The organism is Oceanibium sediminis, from assembly GCF_003265325.1.
GTDB lineage: Bacteria > Pseudomonadota > Alphaproteobacteria > Rhodobacterales > Rhodobacteraceae > Halovulum > Halovulum sediminis.
On the sequence record NZ_QGNX01000003.1, the window covers coordinates 486,565 to 505,758 of the forward strand.

Annotated in this window: 17 protein-coding genes; 15 read left to right on the plus strand and 2 right to left on the minus strand. The window is 67.1% G+C overall.

Annotated elements, in window-relative coordinates; translation table 11 throughout:
• Positions 1-73 precede the first annotated feature (73 nt).
• The 3 genes from rpoH (at position 74) to DJ029_RS10875 (ending at position 2,166) form a co-directional block, all read left to right on the plus strand.
• Positions 74-976: an RNA polymerase sigma factor RpoH gene (rpoH, locus tag DJ029_RS10865; protein ID WP_112322449.1), complete on the plus strand. Its 903-nt coding sequence runs from the start codon at positions 74-76 to the stop codon at positions 974-976.
• 213 nt (positions 977-1,189) lie between these two features.
• Positions 1,190-1,759: a dihydrofolate reductase family protein gene (locus DJ029_RS10870; protein ID WP_157966343.1), complete on the plus strand. Its 570-nt coding sequence runs from the start codon at positions 1,190-1,192 to the stop codon at positions 1,757-1,759.
• Positions 1,741-2,166, plus strand: coding sequence for a secondary thiamine-phosphate synthase enzyme YjbQ (locus DJ029_RS10875; RefSeq protein ID WP_112322451.1), 426 nt, complete (start codon positions 1,741-1,743; stop codon positions 2,164-2,166). Before DJ029_RS10870 ends, DJ029_RS10875 begins: the two co-directional genes overlap by 19 nt.
• Before the next feature lie 21 nt (positions 2,167-2,187).
• Here the strand turns inward: DJ029_RS10875 and DJ029_RS10880 are convergent, their stop codons facing one another.
• Complete coding sequence (locus DJ029_RS10880; RefSeq protein WP_112322452.1) at positions 2,188-2,871, minus strand: SDR family oxidoreductase; 684 nt, start codon at positions 2,869-2,871, stop codon at positions 2,188-2,190.
• A 182-nt stretch (positions 2,872-3,053) separates the two neighbouring features.
• On the opposite strand from DJ029_RS10880, the gene nrdR reads away from it, so the two are divergent.
• The 7 genes from nrdR (at position 3,054) to DJ029_RS10915 (ending at position 10,841) form a co-directional block, all read left to right on the plus strand.
• The gene (gene nrdR / locus DJ029_RS10885; RefSeq protein ID WP_112322454.1) at positions 3,054-3,530 is read left to right on the plus strand and encodes a transcriptional regulator NrdR; all 477 of its coding nucleotides are present in this window, start codon (positions 3,054-3,056) and stop codon (positions 3,528-3,530) included.
• Between the two features lie 33 nt (positions 3,531-3,563).
• Complete coding sequence (ribD, locus tag DJ029_RS10890; protein ID WP_112322557.1) at positions 3,564-4,622, plus strand: bifunctional diaminohydroxyphosphoribosylaminopyrimidine deaminase/5-amino-6-(5-phosphoribosylamino)uracil reductase RibD; 1,059 nt, start codon at positions 3,564-3,566, stop codon at positions 4,620-4,622.
• 106 nt (positions 4,623-4,728) lie between these two features.
• Positions 4,729-6,768: a DNA primase gene (gene dnaG / locus DJ029_RS10895; RefSeq protein ID WP_112322455.1), complete on the plus strand. Its 2,040-nt coding sequence runs from the start codon at positions 4,729-4,731 to the stop codon at positions 6,766-6,768.
• A gap of 162 nt (positions 6,769-6,930) precedes the next feature.
• The gene (rpoD, locus tag DJ029_RS10900; RefSeq protein ID WP_112322457.1) at positions 6,931-8,961 is read left to right on the plus strand and encodes an RNA polymerase sigma factor RpoD; all 2,031 of its coding nucleotides are present in this window, start codon (positions 6,931-6,933) and stop codon (positions 8,959-8,961) included.
• A 277-nt stretch (positions 8,962-9,238) separates the two neighbouring features.
• Complete coding sequence (locus tag DJ029_RS10905; protein WP_112322459.1) at positions 9,239-9,511, plus strand: HlyU family transcriptional regulator; 273 nt, start codon at positions 9,239-9,241, stop codon at positions 9,509-9,511.
• 18 nt (positions 9,512-9,529) lie between these two features.
• Positions 9,530-9,808 carry a hypothetical protein gene (locus DJ029_RS10910; protein WP_112322460.1) on the plus strand — a complete coding sequence of 93 codons (279 nt, stop codon included), beginning with the start codon at positions 9,530-9,532 and terminating at the stop codon, positions 9,806-9,808.
• Between the two features lie 70 nt (positions 9,809-9,878).
• Positions 9,879-10,841: a Gfo/Idh/MocA family protein gene (locus DJ029_RS10915; protein ID WP_112322462.1), complete on the plus strand. Its 963-nt coding sequence runs from the start codon at positions 9,879-9,881 to the stop codon at positions 10,839-10,841.
• 87 nt (positions 10,842-10,928) lie between these two features.
• Here the strand turns inward: DJ029_RS10915 and DJ029_RS10920 are convergent, their stop codons facing one another.
• Positions 10,929-14,546 carry a hydantoinase B/oxoprolinase family protein gene (locus DJ029_RS10920; RefSeq protein WP_112322463.1) on the minus strand — a complete coding sequence of 1,206 codons (3,618 nt, stop codon included), beginning with the start codon at positions 14,544-14,546 and terminating at the stop codon, positions 10,929-10,931.
• A gap of 77 nt (positions 14,547-14,623) precedes the next feature.
• Here DJ029_RS10920 and DJ029_RS10925 point away from each other — a divergent pair, with 77 nt between their 5' ends.
• Genes DJ029_RS10925 through DJ029_RS10945 form a run of 5 tightly spaced genes read left to right on the plus strand, consistent with a single transcriptional unit; the run spans position 14,624 to position 19,115 of the window.
• On the plus strand, positions 14,624-15,100 hold the full coding sequence (locus DJ029_RS10925) for a GNAT family N-acetyltransferase (RefSeq protein ID WP_112322465.1): 477 nt from the start codon (positions 14,624-14,626) through the stop codon (positions 15,098-15,100).
• 41 nt (positions 15,101-15,141) lie between these two features.
• Positions 15,142-15,825 carry a molecular chaperone DjiA gene (locus DJ029_RS10930; RefSeq protein WP_112322466.1) on the plus strand — a complete coding sequence of 228 codons (684 nt, stop codon included), beginning with the start codon at positions 15,142-15,144 and terminating at the stop codon, positions 15,823-15,825.
• A 3-nt stretch (positions 15,826-15,828) separates the two neighbouring features.
• Complete coding sequence (locus DJ029_RS10935) at positions 15,829-16,839, plus strand: endonuclease/exonuclease/phosphatase family protein (protein ID WP_112322558.1); 1,011 nt, start codon at positions 15,829-15,831, stop codon at positions 16,837-16,839.
• Positions 16,840-16,870: 31 nt separating this feature from the next.
• Positions 16,871-17,266: an AAA+ family ATPase gene (locus tag DJ029_RS10940; protein WP_112322467.1), complete on the plus strand. Its 396-nt coding sequence runs from the start codon at positions 16,871-16,873 to the stop codon at positions 17,264-17,266.
• 28 nt (positions 17,267-17,294) lie between these two features.
• Complete coding sequence (locus tag DJ029_RS10945; protein ID WP_112322469.1) at positions 17,295-19,115, plus strand: M3 family oligoendopeptidase; 1,821 nt, start codon at positions 17,295-17,297, stop codon at positions 19,113-19,115.
• Positions 19,116-19,194: the final 79 nt, after the last annotated feature.

A 19,194-nucleotide genomic window follows, 5' to 3' on the forward strand; every position in this document is an offset into this window, starting at 1 on the left:
GACAAAGATGCCTCTTGAATGGGGAGTGAGCAATGCTTACATAGCATTTGCACGATGAGGGAGACTGCATTTCATGAGTTACACCAATCTTCCCGCGCCGTCGCCCGAGCAGGGCCTGACGCGCTACATGCAGGAAATCCGGAAGTTCCCCATGCTGGAGCCGGAGCAGGAATACATGCTGGCGAAGGCCTGGGTCGATCACGAAGACACCGGCGCTGCGCACCAGCTTGTCACCTCGCACCTGCGCCTGGCGGCCAAGATCGCCATGGGATACCGCGGCTACGGCCTGCCCACGGCCGAGGTCGTGTCCGAAGCCAACGTGGGCCTGATGCAGGCGGTGAAGCGCTTCGATCCCGAAAAGGGCTTCCGCCTCGCGACCTATGCCATGTGGTGGATCCGCGCCGCGATCCAGGAATACATCCTTCGCTCCTGGAGCCTCGTGAAAATGGGGACCACCAGCGCGCAGAAGAAGCTGTTCTTCAACCTGCGCAAGGCCAAGACCAAGATCGGCGCTCTCGAGGAAGGCGATCTCCGGCCTGAGAACGTCGCGCGGATCGCCACGGAACTCAGCGTGACCGAGGAAGAAGTGATCTCGATGAACCGCCGCCTGTCGGGCGGCGATGCCTCGCTGAACGCGCAGATCAAGACCGACGGTGAGGGCGCCGCCGAATGGCAGGACTGGCTCGAGGACGAAGATGCCGACCAGGCCAGCCAATACGCCGAGCGGGACGAACTCGAAACCCGGCGCGACATGCTCGAAACCGCGATGGAAGGGTTGAACGAGCGCGAGCGCCACGTCCTGACGGAACGCCGCCTGAAGGACGAGCCGATGACGCTGGAGGAATTGAGCCAGGTCTACGGCGTCAGCCGCGAACGTATCCGCCAGATCGAGGTGCGCGCCTTCGAGAAGCTGCAAAAGGCGATGCGCTCCATCGCCGTAGACCGTGGCGTCGCACTGGAAACGGAAGACGCCTGATCCCTGCCCGGCACGGCGGCCGCCCCTTTTTTCGGGCCGCCGTGCCCGGCACTCCCCCCTCACGGGCGCGCGGCCTCCCCCTTCAAGAACACCGCCGCCCTTGATGCTCCCCCTTTTTCCAAAGTCTCCAAATATCCCCGCCGGAGGCTCCCACGCCCGCCACCCAGCACGCACGCTTGCGATCCGGGCACCCCGCGGGCTATGCCCGACGCCATGACCACACCCGCCCCGCCGCAGTTCACCCTCGCCATCGTCGCCACCCGCGACGGTTTCATCGCGCGCGCCCCCGATCATCCGCCCCAGGACTGGGCGAGTGCCGAAGAACAGGCGCTGTTCTTCCGCGATGTCGAGGCGGCCGACTGGGCGATCATGGGCCGCAACACCCATCTTGCGGCGGACCGACCTGAGCGTCGGCGCATCGTGCTGTCGCGCAGCCGGGCAGGCTGGCAGCGCCCGACGCAGCTCTGGCTCGATCCCGGCGGCACCACGCCGGATGACCTGCCCGCGTTGGTCGAAGCGGTCCATCCCCTGCGCCGCGGGCTGATCCTCGGCGGCACGACGGTGCACGACTGGTTCCTGGCCCACGGGGCGATCCACCGGGTCCACCTAACGATCGAGCCCATTGACTTCGTTCAGGGCTTGCCGATCTTTTCCGGGGCAGAGGGCGCGCCGCGCGCCGTGCTTGAGGGGGCCGGGTTCCAGACCGTCTCCGAAGAGCGGCTGAACGCGGCAGGCACCCGGTACTTGGTGATGGAGCCGCGCCCGTGTCACAGTCCGCCCTGATCGTGCAGACCCGTGGTCCCGGCCTGACAGAGATCACGGCGGAAGTGGCCGCCTGCCTAGACCGGGCGGGGGCTGACGCGGGACTTGTGACGCTGTTCGTGCGCCACACCTCCTGCTCGCTACTAATCCAGGAAAACGCGGACCCGTCGGTGCGCACCGACCTGAACGCCTTCCTGAAACGTCTGGTCCCGGATGCTGACGATCCCGCGATGGGTTGGATCACCCACCGCTCCGAGGGGCCCGACGACATGCCCGCGCATATCAAAGCGGCGCTGCTGCCGGTCTCGCTTCAGATCCCGTTCCGGGCCGGTCGCATGGTTCTCGGCACCTGGCAGGGCATTTACCTGCTCGAGCATCGCCACGCTCCCCACCGGCGCGAGGTGGCTGTACACATCGCCTCAGACTGAGCCCGAGCCCGAAAATGCGCGTCAGCCCGCCTCGGGGTTGGGCATCAGGAAGACCTCTCCCACGTTCACCGTCGGGGGCTGGTTCAGCGCATAGACAACGGCGTTGGCCACATCCTCGGGGCGCAGGCCCTGGGGCTTCGACTCGTCAAAGAAGGGCGTGTCCACCATCCCCGGCGCGATGACGGTGCAGCGCCCGCCCCATTCGCGCACTTCCTCCTGCAGGTTGGCGGCCCAGCCATGGATGAACCATTTCGTCGCCCCGTAGACCGAGCCTTTCAGCTTGGCGCGCCCCGCCAGGCTGCCGGTCAGCAGGATGTGACCCTTCGTTTCCTTCAGGTGCGGCAGCGCCAGTTTCGCGCTTAGAAGCGCGCCCCAGATATTCACGTCCAGCATCTCGCGCCAGTTCGCCAACTCGCCCGCCTCGGTCCCCATGGCCGTCGCGCCAAGGCCGGCATTGGCATAGACCGCATGAAGCGCGCCGAAATGCGCGACAGTGCGCGCGATGGCCTCCGCTTGCGCGGCTTCCTGCGTCACGTCGCCGGGCAAGGCCAGCGCCTGCGCGCCCAGTTCGCCCGCCAATGCCTCGATCTTGTCGGCCGAGCGTGCGAAAAGCGCGACGTTCCAGCCCGCCGCCACGGCGGCACGGGCGGTGGCGGCACCGATGCCGCTGGATGCGCCGGTCAGGAACATGGTCTTGGTGGTCATGGTGTCCTCCGCGAAGTTGCTTGAGGCTCAAGCTAGGGCGAACGGACGCTCCGGCCATTTTCTTGCCTTGCGATTCGGCAAATAGGCAACAGATCGGGTCGCCGCCAGCATCTTGTAGCTTTACCAATCCCGCCCGCTAAGGCTAGATGCATATAATATATTGGGAGAGGGGGGCGCGCCAGATGCGGTGTCCGTTCTGCGGAAATGTCGATACTCAGGTGAAAGACAGCCGACCGGCAGAGGATCACGTGGCGATCCGGCGGCGCCGGTCCTGCCCGGCCTGCGCGGGGCGCTTCACCACCTATGAGCGGGTGCAGCTGCGCGATCTCGTGGTCATCAAGAAGCAGGGCAAGCGCGAAGCCTTCGATCGGGACAAGCTGGAACGCTCGATCCGTATCGCGCTGCAGAAGCGCCCGGTAGAGGTCGAGCGCGTGGACCAGATGATCAGTGGCATCGTGCGGCGGCTGGAAAGCATGGGCGACGCGGATATCCCATCGGACAAGATCGGCGAGATCGTGATGGAAACCCTCGCGCGGATCGACACCGTCGCCTACGTGCGCTTCGCCAGCGTCTACAAGAATTTCCAGGCGGCGGACGACTTCGAGGATTTCGTCTCTGAATTGCGCCCCCAGGTCATCGACGACAAAGACAAGGACTGAGCCGTGCCCGATGCCGCCGAGGACGTGCGCTGGATGGCCCGCGCCCTGGCCCTGGCCGAGGCGGGCCTCGGGACGGTGTGGCCGAACCCGGCGGTCGGCTGCGTGCTGGTGCAGGGCGAGCAGGTGGTCGGCGAAGGGGCCACGCGCCCCGGCGGCCGCCCCCATGCCGAGACAGAGGCTCTTGCCGCCGCCGGCGCGGCGGCCCGCGGCGCCACCGCCTATGTCACCCTGGAACCCTGCGCCCATCACGGCCGCACGCCGCCCTGCGCGGATGCGCTGGTCGCTGCCGGAATCCGCCGCTGCGTCGTGGCCACCGGCGATCCCGATGCCCGCGTGGCGGGCCGGGGCCTGGCCATCCTGCGCGATGCCGGGATCGCCGTGGAAACGGGCGTGGCCGAAGCCGCGGCGCGCGCCCTGAACGAAGGCTATTTCCTCAACCGCCAGCAGGGCCGCCCCTGGGTCACGCTGAAACTGGCCGTGTCGCTCGACGGGCGTATTGCGCTCGGTTCCGGCGTCAGCCGCTGGATCACGGGGCCTGAGGCACGCTGCCAGGTCCACGCCTTGCGCGCGTCCCATGACGCGGTGATGATCGGCGCGGGCACCGCCCGGGCCGACGACCCCATGCTCGACGTGCGCGAGGGGATCGAAACGCCGCGCCCCCCGGTGCGCATCGTCATCGACCCGCGCCTCAGCCTGCGCGCGGACAGCCGCCTAGCCGCCAGCGCCGCCGACCAGCCGCTCTGGCTGCTGCACGGCCCGCTGGGCGACCCGCCCGCCCTGCCGGGCGCGCGCCTGTTCGAACTGCCGCCGGGGCGGGGGGGCATCGACCTCGCCGCCGCAATGGCCCGCCTCGGGGGCGAGGGGCTGACGCGCATCCTCTGCGAAGGGGGCGGCACGCTCGCCGTGGGGCTGGTGGCGGCGGGACTGGTGGACGAGTTGATCCTGATGACCGCCGGCAAGGTGATCGGCGGCGACGGGCTGCCCGCCTTCGCGGCCCTCGGCCTGACCTCCCTCGACGATGCGCCACGCTTCACCCTGGCCGAACACAAGGCCCTCGGCGGCGACCTCATGAGCCGCTGGCGCCGCGCCTGATCCCCGCCCGCGCTCCAAAGTCCCGAAATATCCCCGCCGGAGGCAATAGACTCTTCGGGTGCGACGACTCCCTTGCGGAACGCGCCAGCAAACCGATATTGGACCCATGGCCCTGCCCGATGGATTCCTTGACGAGCTCAGAACCCGCACCTCGATCGCACAGGTCGCAGGGCGCAAGGTGTCGTGGGATGCGCGCAAGTCGAACCAGGGCAAGGGCGACTTCTGGGCGTCCTGCCCTTTCCACCAGGAAAAATCCGCCAGCTTCCATGTCGATGACCGCAAGGGCTTCTACTACTGCTTCGGCTGCCACGCGAAAGGCGACGCGCTGAGCTTCGTGCGTGAGACGGAAAACGTCAGCTTCATGGAAGCGGTCGAAATCCTCGCGCGCGAGGCGGGGATGACCATGCCCGCAGCCGATCCCGCGGCACAGAAACGCGCCGATACCCGCAAGGGCCTGGCCGAGGTGATGGAACTGGCCGTACAATGGACGCGGCTGCAACTGTCCACCGCCGCCGCAGCCGATGCGCGCAGCTATCTTGAACGGCGCGGGCTGACCGCCGAAACCCTGGCCCGCTTCGAGATCGGCTTCGCCCCCAACAGCCGCACCGCGATGACCGAGCATCTTGCCGGCAAGGGCGTGCCGCTCGGCGATATCGTCGCCGCCGGACTGGCCATCAAGCCCGATGACGGCGGTGCGCCCTATGACCGGTTCCGCGGCCGCATCATGTTCCCGATCCGCGATGCGCGGGGCCGCGCGATCGCCTTCGGGGGCCGCGCGATGGACCCGAACGCGCGGGCGAAATACCTGAACTCCCCCGAAACGCCGTTGTTCGACAAGGGCCGCGCGCTCTACAACATCGCCCTCGCGCGCGAGGCGGCGGGCAAGGCGCAGGCCCTGGTCGTGGCCGAGGGGTACATGGACGTGATCGCCCTGTCCCAGGCCGGGATCGGCCATGCGGTCGCCCCATTGGGCACCGCGATCACGCCCGACCAGATCCAGATGATGTGGCGCATCTCCGATGAGCCGGTGATCGCGCTCGATGGCGACACCGCGGGCCTGCGCGCAGCGCAGCGTACCATCGACACCGCGCTGCCGCTGCTGGAGCCGGGCAAGGCGCTGCGCTTCTGCCTGATGCCCGAGGGGCTGGACCCGGACGACCTGATCCGCGCCCAGGGCGCGGGCGCGATGCGCGAGATGCTGGAAGGCGCGGTGCCGATGGTCGACCTGCTCTGGCGGCGCGAGACCGAGGGGCAGGTTTTCGACAGCCCCGAGCGGCGCGCGGCGCTGGACAAGCGCCTGCACACCGCCATCGCGCAAATCCGCGACCCCGGACTGCAGGGCCACTACAAGGAAGCGATCCGCGAGCTGCGCTACAACCTCTTCCGGCCTGCGCAGCGCTCCTACGGCCAGCCTCGTTTCACGCCCGGTGGCAAGGGCGGGAAGGGCGGCAAGGGATTCGGCGCGCGCGGCGCACCCGCCGGGCCGCTGCCCGCCACGCGCTCGTCGCTGCTGGCGCGGGCCGCGACCACCTCGGACGAGGTCAGCGAGGCACGGGTGCGGGAAAGCGCGATCCTGCTCGGATGCTTCAACCACCTGTCCGTGGCGCGGGCGGCCGAACCGGACCTGGAGCGGGCGCATTTCCTATGCGCAGACCTCGACGGGCTGCGCCGGCTGCTCTTGCGCCTGCTCGATGAGCCCCTATCTGAAGCTGGGAATCCGGCACATGGGGAAGCAGGGCAGAACGAGTCCGGGGCGCAAGGTCCACGGGCGCCGTTACGCGCCGCGGCAAAGGCCCAGACGGGGGAGGATCCGGCGATCGGGCTGCTGAAAATTGGACAGCTACGCGACAACCCCTACCTGTCCGAAGACGCGTCCGAGAACGACGCGGCGGCGGCGGTGAAGCTGGAACTGGCGCGCCAGATGGCGGAAACCGGAATGGCCGCCGAGCTGCGCGACGCCGAGGAAGAGATCACCGGCGTTGCCGACGAAGGGCTGACATGGCGCCTGACCCAGGCCAGCGCCGCGCGCGACGCAAGCCGCAAGGCGACGCCGGGGGGCGAGAACGAACTGAAGGATGAAAGCGATTTGTCCCGACAACTGCAAAAACTGATCGACCAGCAAATCTGGTTAAGGCGCAGCAGGTAGAATCACATTGCGAATCAGTGATTCGCAGACCAGAGTCTCGCTAACACCTGGCCCGGCCCGTGATTCGGCCCCGGCCCTGCGTTAGCAGATCAATCCAGGGCCCTTCGTGGGGTGAAACGCGACAGGCCAACCGGCAAGAATGTCGGCAGGAAGGAGAGCCAGATGGCAGCGAAAGACGCTGATCAGCCCAAGGGCGAAGACGTACAGGACATGGCGGGCAACCTGCTCGACATGAGCCAGGGCGCCGTCAAGAAGATGATCGCCAACGCCAAGGCGCGGGGCTTCATCACCTATGACGAACTGAACGAGGTGATGCCTTCCGACCAGGTCAGCTCCGAGCAGATCGAGGACGTGATGGCGATGCTCTCGGAAATGGGCATCAACGTGATCGAGGCCGAGGAAGCCGAGGAAGAGGGCGGCAACGCCACCCCCGCCGTCGTGGACGGCACCTCAAGCTCCCGCGAACTGGCGACCACCACCACCAGCACGGAAAACCTGGATCGTACCGACGATCCGGTGCGCATGTACCTGCGCGAGATGGGCTCGGTCGAACTGCTCAGCCGCGAGGGCGAGATCGCCATCGCCAAGCGGATCGAAGCTGGCCGCAACACGATGATCCTGGGCCTGTGCGAAAGCCCGCTGACCTTCCAGGCCATCACCATCTGGCGCAACGAGCTTCTCGAAGAAGAGATCATGCTGCGCGACGTGATCGACCTTGAAACCACCTTCGGCGCCGCCATGGACGAGGAGGACGAGGAAGAGGCCGTCACTGAAACCGCCGAAGGCGGCGACACCTCCGGTTCCGAGGCGAAGGCGGGCGGCAAGTCCGATCAGACTGCCGAGGCGAAGTCCGACGGAGACGATGAGGCTGAGGGCGGCGACACCTCCGACGACGACGTGGACGAGGAGGAAGAGCAGGCCAATCTGTCGCTGGCCGCGATGGAAGCGCAGCTGAAGCCCCAGGTCCTCGAAACGCTGGACCGCATCGCCGACGACTACGTGAAGCTGTCGCAGATGCAGGACAATCGCATGTCCGCCGCGATGAGCCACGACGAAAGCTTCTCCGCCAACCAGGAGCGGGACTACCAGCGCCTGCGCTCGGAAATCGTCGAACTGGTCAACGGGCTGCACCTGCACAACAACCGGATCGAGGCGCTGGTCGACCAGCTCTACGGCATCAACCGCAAGATCATGAGCCTTGACGGCGCGATGGTGAAGCTGTCCGACAGCGCGCGCATCAACCGCCGCGAGTTCATCGACGAATACCGTGGTAACGAGCTTGAGCCCGGTTGGCTTGAGCGTGTCTCCGCCCTGCCAAGCCGCGGCTGGGACGTGCTGACCGAAAAGCACCGCGGCGCGGTGGAAGAGGTGCGCGCCGAAATGGCCGAGGTGGGCCAGTATGTCGGCGTCGACATCAGCGAATTCCGCCGAATCGTCAGCCAGGTCCAGAAGGGCGAAAAGGAAGCCCGCCTCGCCAAGAAGGAAATGGTCGAGGCGAACCTGCGCCTCGTGATCTCCATCGCGAAGAAATACACCAACCGCGGCCTGCAGTTCCTGGACCTGATCCAGGAAGGCAACATCGGCCTGATGAAGGCCGTGGACAAGTTCGAGTATCGCCGCGGCTACAAGTTCTCGACCTATGCGACGTGGTGGATCCGCCAGGCGATCACCCGCTCCATCGCGGACCAGGCGCGCACGATCCGCATCCCGGTCCACATGATCGAGACGATCAACAAGCTGGTCCGCACAGGCCGCCAGATGCTGCACGAGATCGGCCGCGAACCGACGCCCGAGGAACTGGCCGAAAAGCTGCAGATGCCGCTGGAAAAGGTCCGCAAGGTGATGAAGATCGCCAAGGAGCCGATCTCCCTCGAAACGCCCATCGGCGACGAGGAAGACAGCCAGCTCGGCGATTTCATCGAGGACAAGAACGCCGTCCTGCCGCTGGAGTCCGCCATTCAGGGCAACCTGAAGGAAACCACGACCCGGGTTCTGGCCAGCCTGACCCCGCGCGAGGAGCGGGTTCTGCGGATGCGTTTCGGCATCGGCATGAACACCGACCACACGCTTGAGGAGGTCGGCCAGCAGTTCAGCGTGACCCGCGAGCGCATCCGCCAGATCGAGGCGAAGGCGCTCAGGAAGCTGAAGCACCCGAGCCGCAGCCGCAAGCTGCGGTCTTTCCTGGATCAGTAAGCGCGGGCGAAAGCTCCGCAGACCACAGCTAAAGCCCGGAACAAGGCGCGCCAGCGCCGCCGGGCAGCGCCCGTCGGCCCCCCGGGCGGGCGCTTTGGGAGCGGTGCGCCTTGACCCTGCCGCGCTCGGGCTGGCGAGGATAAATCACGGAAAACCAGCGGCGCACACGCCCACCCGCGGACGGGCGCTGCCCTTCTGTCGCGCGATATGACCCGTCCGGTCTTTCGCCCCGTATCGCATCGGGCTATCCTGAAACCAGATTAACAGGAGCACCCCGATGTCCCTATTTTCCAAACTCTTCGGTGGCGGCGCCTCCACCCCGGAGGTCGAGCCGGAAACCCACAACGGGTTCCGCATCATCCCCGAGCCGATCCCCGAGGGCGGGCAGTTCCGCCTTGCCGCGCGGATCGAGAAGGAGGTGGGCGGCGAGACGCGCAGCCACAAGATGATCCGCGCCGACACGTTCACCAGTGCCGAGGATGCGGTCAAGGCGGCCAGCGCCAAGGCGCGGCAGGTGATCGACGAACAAGGTGAACGCTTGTTCAATTAACGCGCGGGGGTGATTGCTATGCGGCTGGACGATCCTTTCACGCGGCACCCCCGCACCCTGGCCGGGCTGCCCCGGCTGGTGCGGGTCTATATCCTGCATTGCTTGATCGGCTTTGGCATCTCGGCCATCTTCACGGGGCTGGTCGTGCTCTACAACATCGCGGGGATCGGCCACCTGGTCACGGCGGTGCAGGGCGGGCCGCGGGCGCTGTTCGTGTTCTTCTTCCTCAACGGGATCGTGTTTTCCGGCGTCCAATTCGGCGTTTTCATGATGCTGCTGGACCGCGACGAGCCCTGAGCCGGCCCTTGCGGGACCTGCGCGATGTGCCTACCCCTGAGGTAACAAACATCAGGGAAGGAGCGGGCGCATGGCGGACCACGTGAACTGGGGCATTCTGAGCGCGGCCAAGATCGCGAAGGACTGGGTGGCCCCGGCGATCCATCAAAGCAAGCGGGGACGGCTGGCCGCGATCGCCAGCCGCACGCCCGGCAAGGCCGAGGCGCTGGCCGCCCCCTACGGCGCGCGGGTGCTTGGCGATTACGACGCGCTTCTGGCGGACCCGGATATCGACGCGGTCTATATCCCGCTGCACAACGCCGATCACGTGCCCTGGACCCGTGCCGCGCTGCAGGCGGGCAAGCATGTGCTGTGCGAAAAGCCGATCGCCCTGCGCGCGGAGGAGATCGACGAACTGATCGCCGCGCGCGACGCCACCGGCAAGCTGGCGGCAGAGGCGTTCATGGTCTGTCACCACCCCCAGTGGGACCACGTGCGCGACCTGGTCGCAAATGGCGAGATCGGAACCCTGTCGCAGGTGCAGGGGGTGTTCACCTATCACAACCCCGACCCCGCCAACATCCGTAACCAGCCGGAACTGGGCGGCGGCGCGCTGCGCGACATCGGGGTATACCCGCTGGTCAGCACCCGGCTTGTCACCGGGGCCGAGCCGCTGGCGGCGCAATCCCGGATCACCTGGGAAAGCGGCGTGGACGCCTCCGCGCGGGTGGAGATGGAGTTTCCCAGCTTCGGGCTGGATTTCTATGTCTCCATGCGCATGGCGCTGCGCCAGAAGATGACCTTTCACGGCACACGGGGCTGGATCACGGTGGAAGCGCCGTTCAACCCGTTTGCCTATGGCGATCCGATGGTGCGGATGATGCGCGACGGGGTGGAGACGCGGGTACGGTTCGGCGGGGTGGAGCATTACACCCTTCAGATCGACGCCTTCAACGACAGCGTGCGTCACGGTACGCCCTTTGCCTGTCCGCTGGAGTTCAGCCGCGCGAACCAGGTCGGGATCGACATGATCTATGACGGGGAGATCACGTAGCGGCGTAGGCCCCCGGTGGCGGCGGGGGGAGCGAGGGGCCAGCCCCTCGCGCTCCCCGGAGTATTTCGGGAGTAAAGTGGGGGGCGATCAGCCCGGCGTGTAGCCGCCCCCCGAGGGTGTGTCGAGCCAGTAGACATCGCCCGGGCCCACGTCCGTCTTATCGGCCGAGCGCAGGGTTTCGATGCGTCCGTCCGCGCGGATCACCCGGCTGATGCCGAGCGCGCCGGGCCCGCCCGCGCCGAGGCCCGGGGGCGGCACCACGCGGTGGCCGCCGAGCAGGGCGAGGGTCATCAGTTCCAGGAAGCGGGTCTTGCGCCGGGTTCCGTCGCCGCCGCGGAAGGCCCCGTCGCCGCCGGAGCCGTGGCGGATCGAGAATTCCTCAAGCAGGACGGGGAAGCGCCATTCAAGCACCTCCGGGTCGGTCAGGCGCGAGTTGGTCATATGGGTGTGCACGCCCGAGGTGCCGGGGTGGCCGCTGCCGTCGGGCAGCACGCCTGCGCCGGAGCCGCCGCAGATGGTTTCGTAGTACTGGTAGTTGTCGTTGCCCCAGGTGGTGTTGTTCATCGTCGATTGCGCCGCCGCCTGCACGCCGAGCGCCAGCAGCAGGGCCGAGGTGACGGCCTGGCTGGTTTCCACGTTACCGGCGATGATGGCGGCGGGGTATTCGGGGCTGAGCATGGTGCCGCGGGGCAGGATCACCTTCAGCGGTTTCATCACCCCTTCGTTCATCGGGATGTTGTCGTCCACCAGCAGGCGGAAGACGTAGAGCACGGCGGCCATCGTCACCGGCTCTGGCGCGTTGTAGTTGGTGGCCAGTTGCCCGGTGGTGCCAGTGAAGTCCACCGTGGCGGAGCGCGCCGCGTGGTCGACGGTGATCTTCACCTCGATCTTGCGGTCCATTCCGTCGAAGTCGGGATCCATGTGGTAGGTGTAGGTCGCGTTCGACAGGGTGGTGATGGCGCGGCGCACGCATTCCTCGGCGTTGTCCTGGACGTGGCCCATGTAGGCTTCGACCACGTCCAGCCCGAAGTGGGCGACCATCCTGCGCAGTTCCTGCGCGCCCTTTTCGCAGGATGCGACCTGCGCCTTGAGGTCCGCGATGTTGATGTCCACAGCGCGCACCGGGTGTTTGGCGCTAAGTAGCAGGTCGCGCGTCTCCGCCTCGCGGAAGTGGCCCCGGTCGACCAGTTTCCAGTTATCGATATAGGCCCCTTCGTCGTGGATCGAGCGGCTGTCGGGGGGCATGGAGCCCGGCGTCAGCCCGCCCACGTCCGTGTGGTGGCCGCGCGCCGAGGTGTAGAACAGCACCCGTTCCCCCGCGTCGTCCCAGACCGGGGTGACCACGGTGATGTCGGGCAGGTGGGTGCCCCCGTTGTAGGGCGCGTTCAGCACGTAGACGTCGCCGGGCGCCATGTCGGGGTTCTGGGCGATCACCGTCTTCACGCTGGCCCCCATGGAGCCGAGGTGCACGGGCATGTGCGGCGCGTTGGCGATCAGGTCCCCGGCGGCGTCGAAGACCGCGCAGGAAAAGTCGAGCCGTTCCTTGATGGTGACGGAGGCGGCGGTGTTTTCCAGCACCGCGCCCATCTGCTCGGCGATGGACATGTAGAGGTTGTTGAACACCTCCAGCATGATCGGATCTGCCTCGGTCCCGATGGCGGCGGTTTTCGGACGGGCGACGGCGCGTTCCAGCGCCACGTGATCATGGGCGGTGATCCGCGCGCGCCAGCCCGGCGCGACCAGGATCGAGGTGTGATCCTCCACCAGCACGGCGGGGCCGCTGAGCGTATCGCCGGGGCGCAGGTCCGCGCGGCGCACGAAGCGGCTGTCCACCCAGTCGCCGTCGATGAAGACGGGGGCGGTCATGGCGGTGGGGTAGTCGGTTTCGTCGCGGCTTTGCAGGGGCTGCTCGGCTTCCTGCATGTCGGCGGCGGCGCCGATCGCCTCGGCCGAGACGGCCTCGATCACGAGGCCCGCGTCGCCGGGATCGAAGCCGAAGCGCGCCCGGTGGGCGGTGGCGAAGGCGTCGCGCATCGCGTCGAGGTCGTCAAAGGCGATGGGCAGCGCGGTGTCGGTGCCCTTCACCTTCAGGTGCAGGGTCTGGGTCATGGCGATCTGGCGCTCGGGGATGCCCTGCGCCTCCACCTCTCCCAACGCGTCGACGCTGAGGGATTCCAGCTGGACGGCGGCTTCCAGCCGGGTGGTGTCGCTGAGTTCGGCTTCCATCGCCTCGATGCGGGAGGCGCGGATATCCGCCAGCCCCATGCCGTAGGCCGACAGGAGCGAGGCGTAGGGGTGGATCAGGCAGCGCGACATGCCCAGCGTGTCGGCGATGGCGCAGGCGTGCTGCGCGCCCGCGCCGCCGAAGACGGTCAGGCAGTAGTCCTGCACGTCGTAGCCGCGCTGGACGCTGATGGTCTTCACCGCGTTGGCCATGTTTTCCACGGCGATGCGCAGGAAGCCTTCTGCGGCTGCCTCGGCACTCAGGCCGATGTCGGCTGCCAGCTCCTCGAAGGCGGCGCGGGTGGCGGTGACGTTGAGCGGGCGGTCCGCGTCGGGGCCGAAGATCTCGGGGAAGAATTCCGGGCGCAGGCGGCCGGTCAGCACGTTGGCGTCGGTCACCGCCAGCGGCCCGCCGCGCCCGTAGGCGGCGGGGCCGGGGTTGGCGCCCGCGCTTTCGGGGCCGACACGCATGCGCATGCCGTCGTATTGCAGCAGCGAGCCGCCCCCGGCGGCCACGGTGTGGATGTGCATCATCGGCGCGGTGATCCGCACCCCGGCGACGGCAGTGTTCAGCACACGCTCGAACTCGCCCGCGTAGTGGCACACGTCGGTGGAGGTGCCGCCCATGTCAAAGCCGATGATCTGCTCCTCGCCCGCGATGGCCGAGGTGCGCACGGCCCCCACGACGCCCCCCGCGGGGCCGGAGAGGATCGCGTCCTTGCCCTGGAACAGCTGCGCGTCCGTCAGCCCGCCGGAGGATTGCATGAACATCAGCTTGCCTGCCGGATCGCCGTCGAAGGCGCTGGCGACGCGGTCGATGTAGCGGCGCAGGATCGGGCTGAGGTAGGCGTCCACCACCGTCGTGTCGCCCCGGCTGACCATTTTCATCAGGGGGCTGACTTCGTGGCTGACGGAGACTTGCGCAAAGCCAAGGTCGCGCGCCATGGCGGCGGCGGCGGCTTCATGCGCTCGGTGGCGGTAACCGTGCACGAAGACGATGGCCACGGCGTCGATGCCCGCCGCCTTCGCTGACTCCAGTTCCCGGCGCAGCTTCGCCTCGTCCAGGGGTTGTTCAACGGTTCCGTCGGCGCGGACACGCTCGTCCGCCTCGATGATGCGCTGGTAGAGCATTTCGGGCAGCTTGATGTGCCGCTCGAACAGCTTGGGACGGTGCTGGTAGCCAAGGCGCAGCTGCTCGCCCAGGCCGCGGGTGGTGACAAGGGCGACGGGCTCTCCCTTGCGCTCCAGCAGGGCGTTGGTGGCCACGGTGGTGCCCATCTTCACCGCGCCGATGCGCGCGAGCGGGATCTTGTCCCCGGCCCCGAGGTCGAGGAAGCGGCGGATGCCATGCAGCGCGGCGTCGGCGTAGACTTCGGGGTTTTCGGACAGGTGCTTGGCGCTGTGCAGGGTGCCTTCGGGGTCACGTGCGACGATATCGGTGAAGGTGCCGCCGCGGTCGATCCAGAAATCCCAGGTGCTCATGCCTAAACCCTTCTAACTGCTCTTGACCCGAACAGGGATATTGCGTTGGAAAGACAAGAGCAATCACGGAGCCCCCCATGCCCAAGATTCGCCCTGCGACCCCAAAGGACGCCCCCGGCATCGCGGCGATCCGCGCCCCCCTCGTGGCCGAGACGACGGCCACCTTCACCACCGTCGAAAAGACCGCCCAGACCCTTGCGGAAGAGGTCAACGCCAAGTCCTGGCGCGTGATGGCGGATGGCCCCGCAGTGCTGGGATTCGCGAATTTTCACGAGTTCCGCCCCGGTCCCGGCTATCGCTACACCGCCGAAGTCTCGCTGATGCTGGCGCCACAGGCGCGCGGCGCGGGGCTGGCCGCGCAACTGCTCGACGCGATCGAGGCGGCGGCGAAATCGGCGGGTATCAGGACGTTGGTCGCGGGCATCTCGGGCGAGAATACCCGCGCGCTGCGCTTCTTTGCGACCCATGGCTACGTCAAGGCGGGGCAGCTTCCCGCCGTGGGCCACAAGTTCGGCCGCGACCTGGACCTGATCCTGGCGCAGAAATCGCTGTGAGCGCTCTGGCCCCCGCGCGCGCGCAAAGGTAGGCTCCGCTCATGTCGATCTGGGAACGTATAGCCGAGGCGCTGCGCGCGCTGGCCGCCGGGGATAGCCTGTCGGATATATTCGAGCGGTTGCGCACGCCGCCCGAACGCTCTGTCGCGTTCACTATCGCCGTGATCTCGCTCGCTGCGAAGATGGCCAAGGCCGACGGGCGCGTCACCCGTGACGAGGTGCGCGCCTTTCGCGAGGTCTTCTCGATCCCCAAGGCGGACGAGGCGGCGGCAGCCAGGGTCTTCAACCTGGCGCGTCAGGATGTGGCGGGGTTCGACACCTATGCCGCGCGCATCGGGCAGATGTTCCGGGGCAACCGCGAGGTGCTGGAAAACCTGCTGGAGGGGCTGTTCCACGTCGCCACCGCGGACGGCCACTACCACGACGCCGAGGATCGCTTCCTTTTCGAGGTTTCCGGCGCATTCGGGCTGACGGAGTCCTGCTTTCGCACGATCCGCGCGCGCTACGTCCCCGACGCCGAGCAGGACCCCCGCGCCGTGCTGGGCCTGCCGCCCGACGCCAGTTACGAGGACGCGCGCCGCACCTGGCGCAAGCTGGTGCGCGAAACCCACCCAGATCACCTGCTGGCGCAGGGCCTGCCGGAGGAGGCGATCAAGCTGGCCAACCGCCGTCTGGCGGTGATCAACCACGCCTGGGAACAGATCCAGTCCGCAGAGCGGGTCTGAATGATGCGCCTGGCCACCTGGAACATCGAATGGTTCTCGGCGCTGTTCGACGCCCGCGACAGGCTGATCGCGGACGAGGACTGGTCGCGCCGCCACGATGTTACCCGCGCCACGCAGGCAGACGGGATCGCCTACGGGATCGAGCGTCTGAACGCCGATGTGCTGATGGTGATCGAGGCCCCGAACCACGGGCTGACCCAGTCCACCGTGCGCGCGCTGGAGGGCTTTGCAAAGACCTACGGCCTGCGCCAGAACAAGGCGATCATCGGTTACGCGAACGGCACGATGCAGGAAATCGCCGCGCTCTACGATCCCGACGTGCTCAAGCTGACCCACGATCCGATGGAAACCGAGCGCGCCCCGCGATTCGATACCGAGTTCCGCATGGATGTGGACGTGGACGACCAGCCCGACATCCACGTCTTTTCCAAGCCGCCGCTGGAACTGGCGATGACCGCGCCGGGCTTCCCGACGCTGCGCCTGATTGGCGTGCACGCCAAGTCCAAGGCCCCCCACAAGGCCAGCGACGCGGCGGAGGAACAGGCGATTTCCATCGCGAACCGGCGCAAGCAGCTGGCCCAATGCGTCTGGCTGCGCCGCCGGATCGAGGACATGCTGCGCGAGCAGATGCCGCTGATCGTCATGGGCGACCTGAACGACGGCCCCGGGTTGGACCATTACGAAAAGCTGTTCGGGCGCTCCTCGGTCGAGGTGGTGATGGGCTACCACGAGCAGCCCGAAACCCGGCTCTACGACCCCAACGCCGATGCCTGGGCCAACCCGCGGCAGGGGTTCTTCATGGGCACGGCGCGCTTCTACAACCGCGATTTCCGCCGCTACGTGAACGCCATCCTGGACTACGTGATGGTCAGCCCCGACATCCGCGAGACGTTGCACCCGCGCTGGCGTATCTGGCACCCGTTCGACGACCCGCGCATCTACAAGGACGCAGCCCTGCGCGATGCGCTGCTGGCGGCCTCGGATCACTTTCCGGTCAGTATCGATCTGGGATGACAAATCGCCCCGCCGCCCCCATATCTGCGGGATGAGACACCTGATCCTCGCCCTCGCCCTTGCCCTAGCCGCACCTGCCGCCGCGCAGGATGCGCCGGACAGCCCCGCGCCCAGCCCCGACACAAGCCCTGAAATCAGCCCGGAGGGCGAGCCCATCATCCCGTTCATGGAACGCTTCTCGGAACGCTTCGCGGACCGTACCGAGCAGATGATGCGCGAGTTCCTCAACGATATCGGCCCCGAGATGGAACAGCTAATGGACGAGCTGCTGCCAGAACTGCAGCGCCTGTCCGAGATGCTCGGCGGCTTCGTGTACTACGAAATGCCCGAAATCCTGCCCAACGGCGATATCATCATCCGGCGCAAGCCCGATGCCCCGCCACTGCCCGAGGATTTCCAGACCGAAAACCCCTCGATCGACCTTTGATCCCGCATATTCCGGAGCCTTTTTATCCATGATACCCAAGATCCTTCCCCGTGACGGGGCCGACGCCGCTGGCGGCAAGACCCTGGGCGACCTGCCCGTTTGGAACCTGGACGACCTGTATCCGGGCATGGAGTCCGACGCGCTGAAAGCCGACCTGGAGCGGATGGCGCAGGACTGCGCCGCCTTCGCCGCCGATTTCGAAGGCAAGGTTGTCGATCTGGATGCCGCGGGCCTGTTGGACGCGGTGCAGCGCTACGAGGGCATCAGCACGCTGATCGGGCGCATCATGTCCTATGCCGGACTCTTGCACGCCCAAAACACCACCGATCCCGAGCGGGGCAAATTCTATTCCGACATGCACGGCAAGGTGAATGACGCCAGCACGGCGCTGGTCTTCTTCACGCTGGAGCTGAACCGCATTCCCGACGCGACGCTGGACGCGCACCTGGCCGAGAGTGCCGACCTTGCGCGCTACAAGCCGGTGCTGGACCGGGTGCGCAAGATGAAGCCCTACCAGCTTTCGGACGAGCTGGAGAAGTTCCTGCATGACCAGGGCGTTGTCGGCGCGGCGGCCTGGAACCGGCTGTTCGACGAAACCATGGCCGGGCTGCGCTTTGACGTGGACGGCGAGGAAATGCCGCTGGAAGCGACGCTGGACTTGCTGACCGACCACGACCGGGATCGGCGCGAAACCGGTGCCCGCGCCCTGGCGGAGGTGTTCACGAAGAACCTGCCGCTGTTCTCGCGGATCACCAACACCCTGGCCAAGGAGAAGGAGATCGAGGATCGCTGGCGCAAGCTGCCGACGCCGCAGATGTCGCGCCACCTGGCCAACGACGTGGAACCGGAGGTGGTCGAGGCGCTGCGCGACGCGGTGGTCAAGGCCTATCCCCGGCTGTCCCATCGCTACTACGCGCTGAAGGCGAAGTGGCTTGGCCTCGACAAGCTGGAGGTGTGGGACCGCAACGCGCCCCTGCCCATGGAAGACCCGAAGCTGGTGGACTGGCCGAACGCGCGCAAGACCGTGCTGGACGCCTATGCCGGGTTCGATCCGCGCATGGCCGAGCTGGCCGAGCCGTTCTTTGAAAAGGGCTGGATCGACGCGCCCGCGACGCCCGGCAAATCCCCCGGCGCCTTCGCGCACCCCACGGTGACGGACGTGCACCCCTACGTGCTGCTGAACTACCTTGGCAAACAGCGTGACGTGATGACCCTGGCCCATGAACTGGGCCACGGGGTGCACCAGCTGCTGGCGGCGGGGCAGGGGGAACTGCTGTCCTCCACCCCGCTGACGCTGGCGGAAACGGCCTCCGTCTTTGGCGAGATGCTGACCTTCCAGAAACTACTGGCCGCCGCGCCGGACAAAGCTGCGCGCAAGACGCTGCTGGCGGGCAAGGTCGAGGACATGATCAACACGGTCGTGCGCCAGATCGCCTTCTACGACTTCGAGTGCCGCCTGCACACGGCGCGCCGTGAAGGGGAGCTGACGCCCGACCAGATCAACGCGATCTGGATGGAGGTCAGCCACGAATCCCTTGGCCCCGTGTTCAACTTCATGGACGGCTACGAAAGCTTCTGGTCCTACATCCCGCACTTCATCCACTCGCCCTTCTACGTCTATGCCTATGCTTTCGGCGACGGGCTGGTGAACGCGCTTTACGCGGTCTACCGCGAGGGGGGCGAGGGCTTCGAGGACAAGTACTTCGACATGCTGCGCGCGGGCGGCTCGAAAGGGCACCGCGAGTTGCTGGCCCCCTTCGGCCTAGACGCAAGCGACCCGACCTTCTGGGACAAGGGCCTGTCGATGATCGAGGGCTTCATCGACGAGCTGGAGGCGATGGAGGACTGATCGGTCCTGCCGCCCGGTGATCCTGCGGAAAGCCTGGCGGCTTGAGACGTTTGCCCCCCGTATCCGCTGGCGCGGATGC

Coding starts and splice junctions, on each gene's coding strand:
- rpoH (WP_112322449.1), top strand. CDS start 74: ATGAGTTACACCAATCTTCCCGCGCCGTCGCCCGAGCAGGGCCTGACG.
- DJ029_RS10870 (WP_157966343.1), top strand. CDS start 1,190: ATGACCACACCCGCCCCGCCGCAGTTCACCCTCGCCATCGTCGCCACC.
- DJ029_RS10880 (WP_112322452.1), bottom strand. CDS start 2,871: ATGACCACCAAGACCATGTTCCTGACCGGCGCATCCAGCGGCATCGGT.
- nrdR (WP_112322454.1), top strand. CDS start 3,054: ATGCGGTGTCCGTTCTGCGGAAATGTCGATACTCAGGTGAAAGACAGC.
- ribD (WP_112322557.1), top strand. CDS start 3,564: ATGGCCCGCGCCCTGGCCCTGGCCGAGGCGGGCCTCGGGACGGTGTGG.
- dnaG (WP_112322455.1), top strand. CDS start 4,729: ATGGCCCTGCCCGATGGATTCCTTGACGAGCTCAGAACCCGCACCTCG.
- rpoD (WP_112322457.1), top strand. CDS start 6,931: ATGGCAGCGAAAGACGCTGATCAGCCCAAGGGCGAAGACGTACAGGAC.
- DJ029_RS10905 (WP_112322459.1), top strand. CDS start 9,239: ATGTCCCTATTTTCCAAACTCTTCGGTGGCGGCGCCTCCACCCCGGAG.
- DJ029_RS10910 (WP_112322460.1), top strand. CDS start 9,530: ATGCGGCTGGACGATCCTTTCACGCGGCACCCCCGCACCCTGGCCGGG.
- DJ029_RS10915 (WP_112322462.1), top strand. CDS start 9,879: ATGGCGGACCACGTGAACTGGGGCATTCTGAGCGCGGCCAAGATCGCG.
- DJ029_RS10920 (WP_112322463.1), bottom strand. CDS start 14,546: ATGAGCACCTGGGATTTCTGGATCGACCGCGGCGGCACCTTCACCGAT.
- DJ029_RS10925 (WP_112322465.1), top strand. CDS start 14,624: ATGCCCAAGATTCGCCCTGCGACCCCAAAGGACGCCCCCGGCATCGCG.
- DJ029_RS10930 (WP_112322466.1), top strand. CDS start 15,142: ATGTCGATCTGGGAACGTATAGCCGAGGCGCTGCGCGCGCTGGCCGCC.
- DJ029_RS10935 (WP_112322558.1), top strand. CDS start 15,829: ATGCGCCTGGCCACCTGGAACATCGAATGGTTCTCGGCGCTGTTCGAC.
- DJ029_RS10940 (WP_112322467.1), top strand. CDS start 16,871: ATGAGACACCTGATCCTCGCCCTCGCCCTTGCCCTAGCCGCACCTGCC.
- DJ029_RS10945 (WP_112322469.1), top strand. CDS start 17,295: ATGATACCCAAGATCCTTCCCCGTGACGGGGCCGACGCCGCTGGCGGC.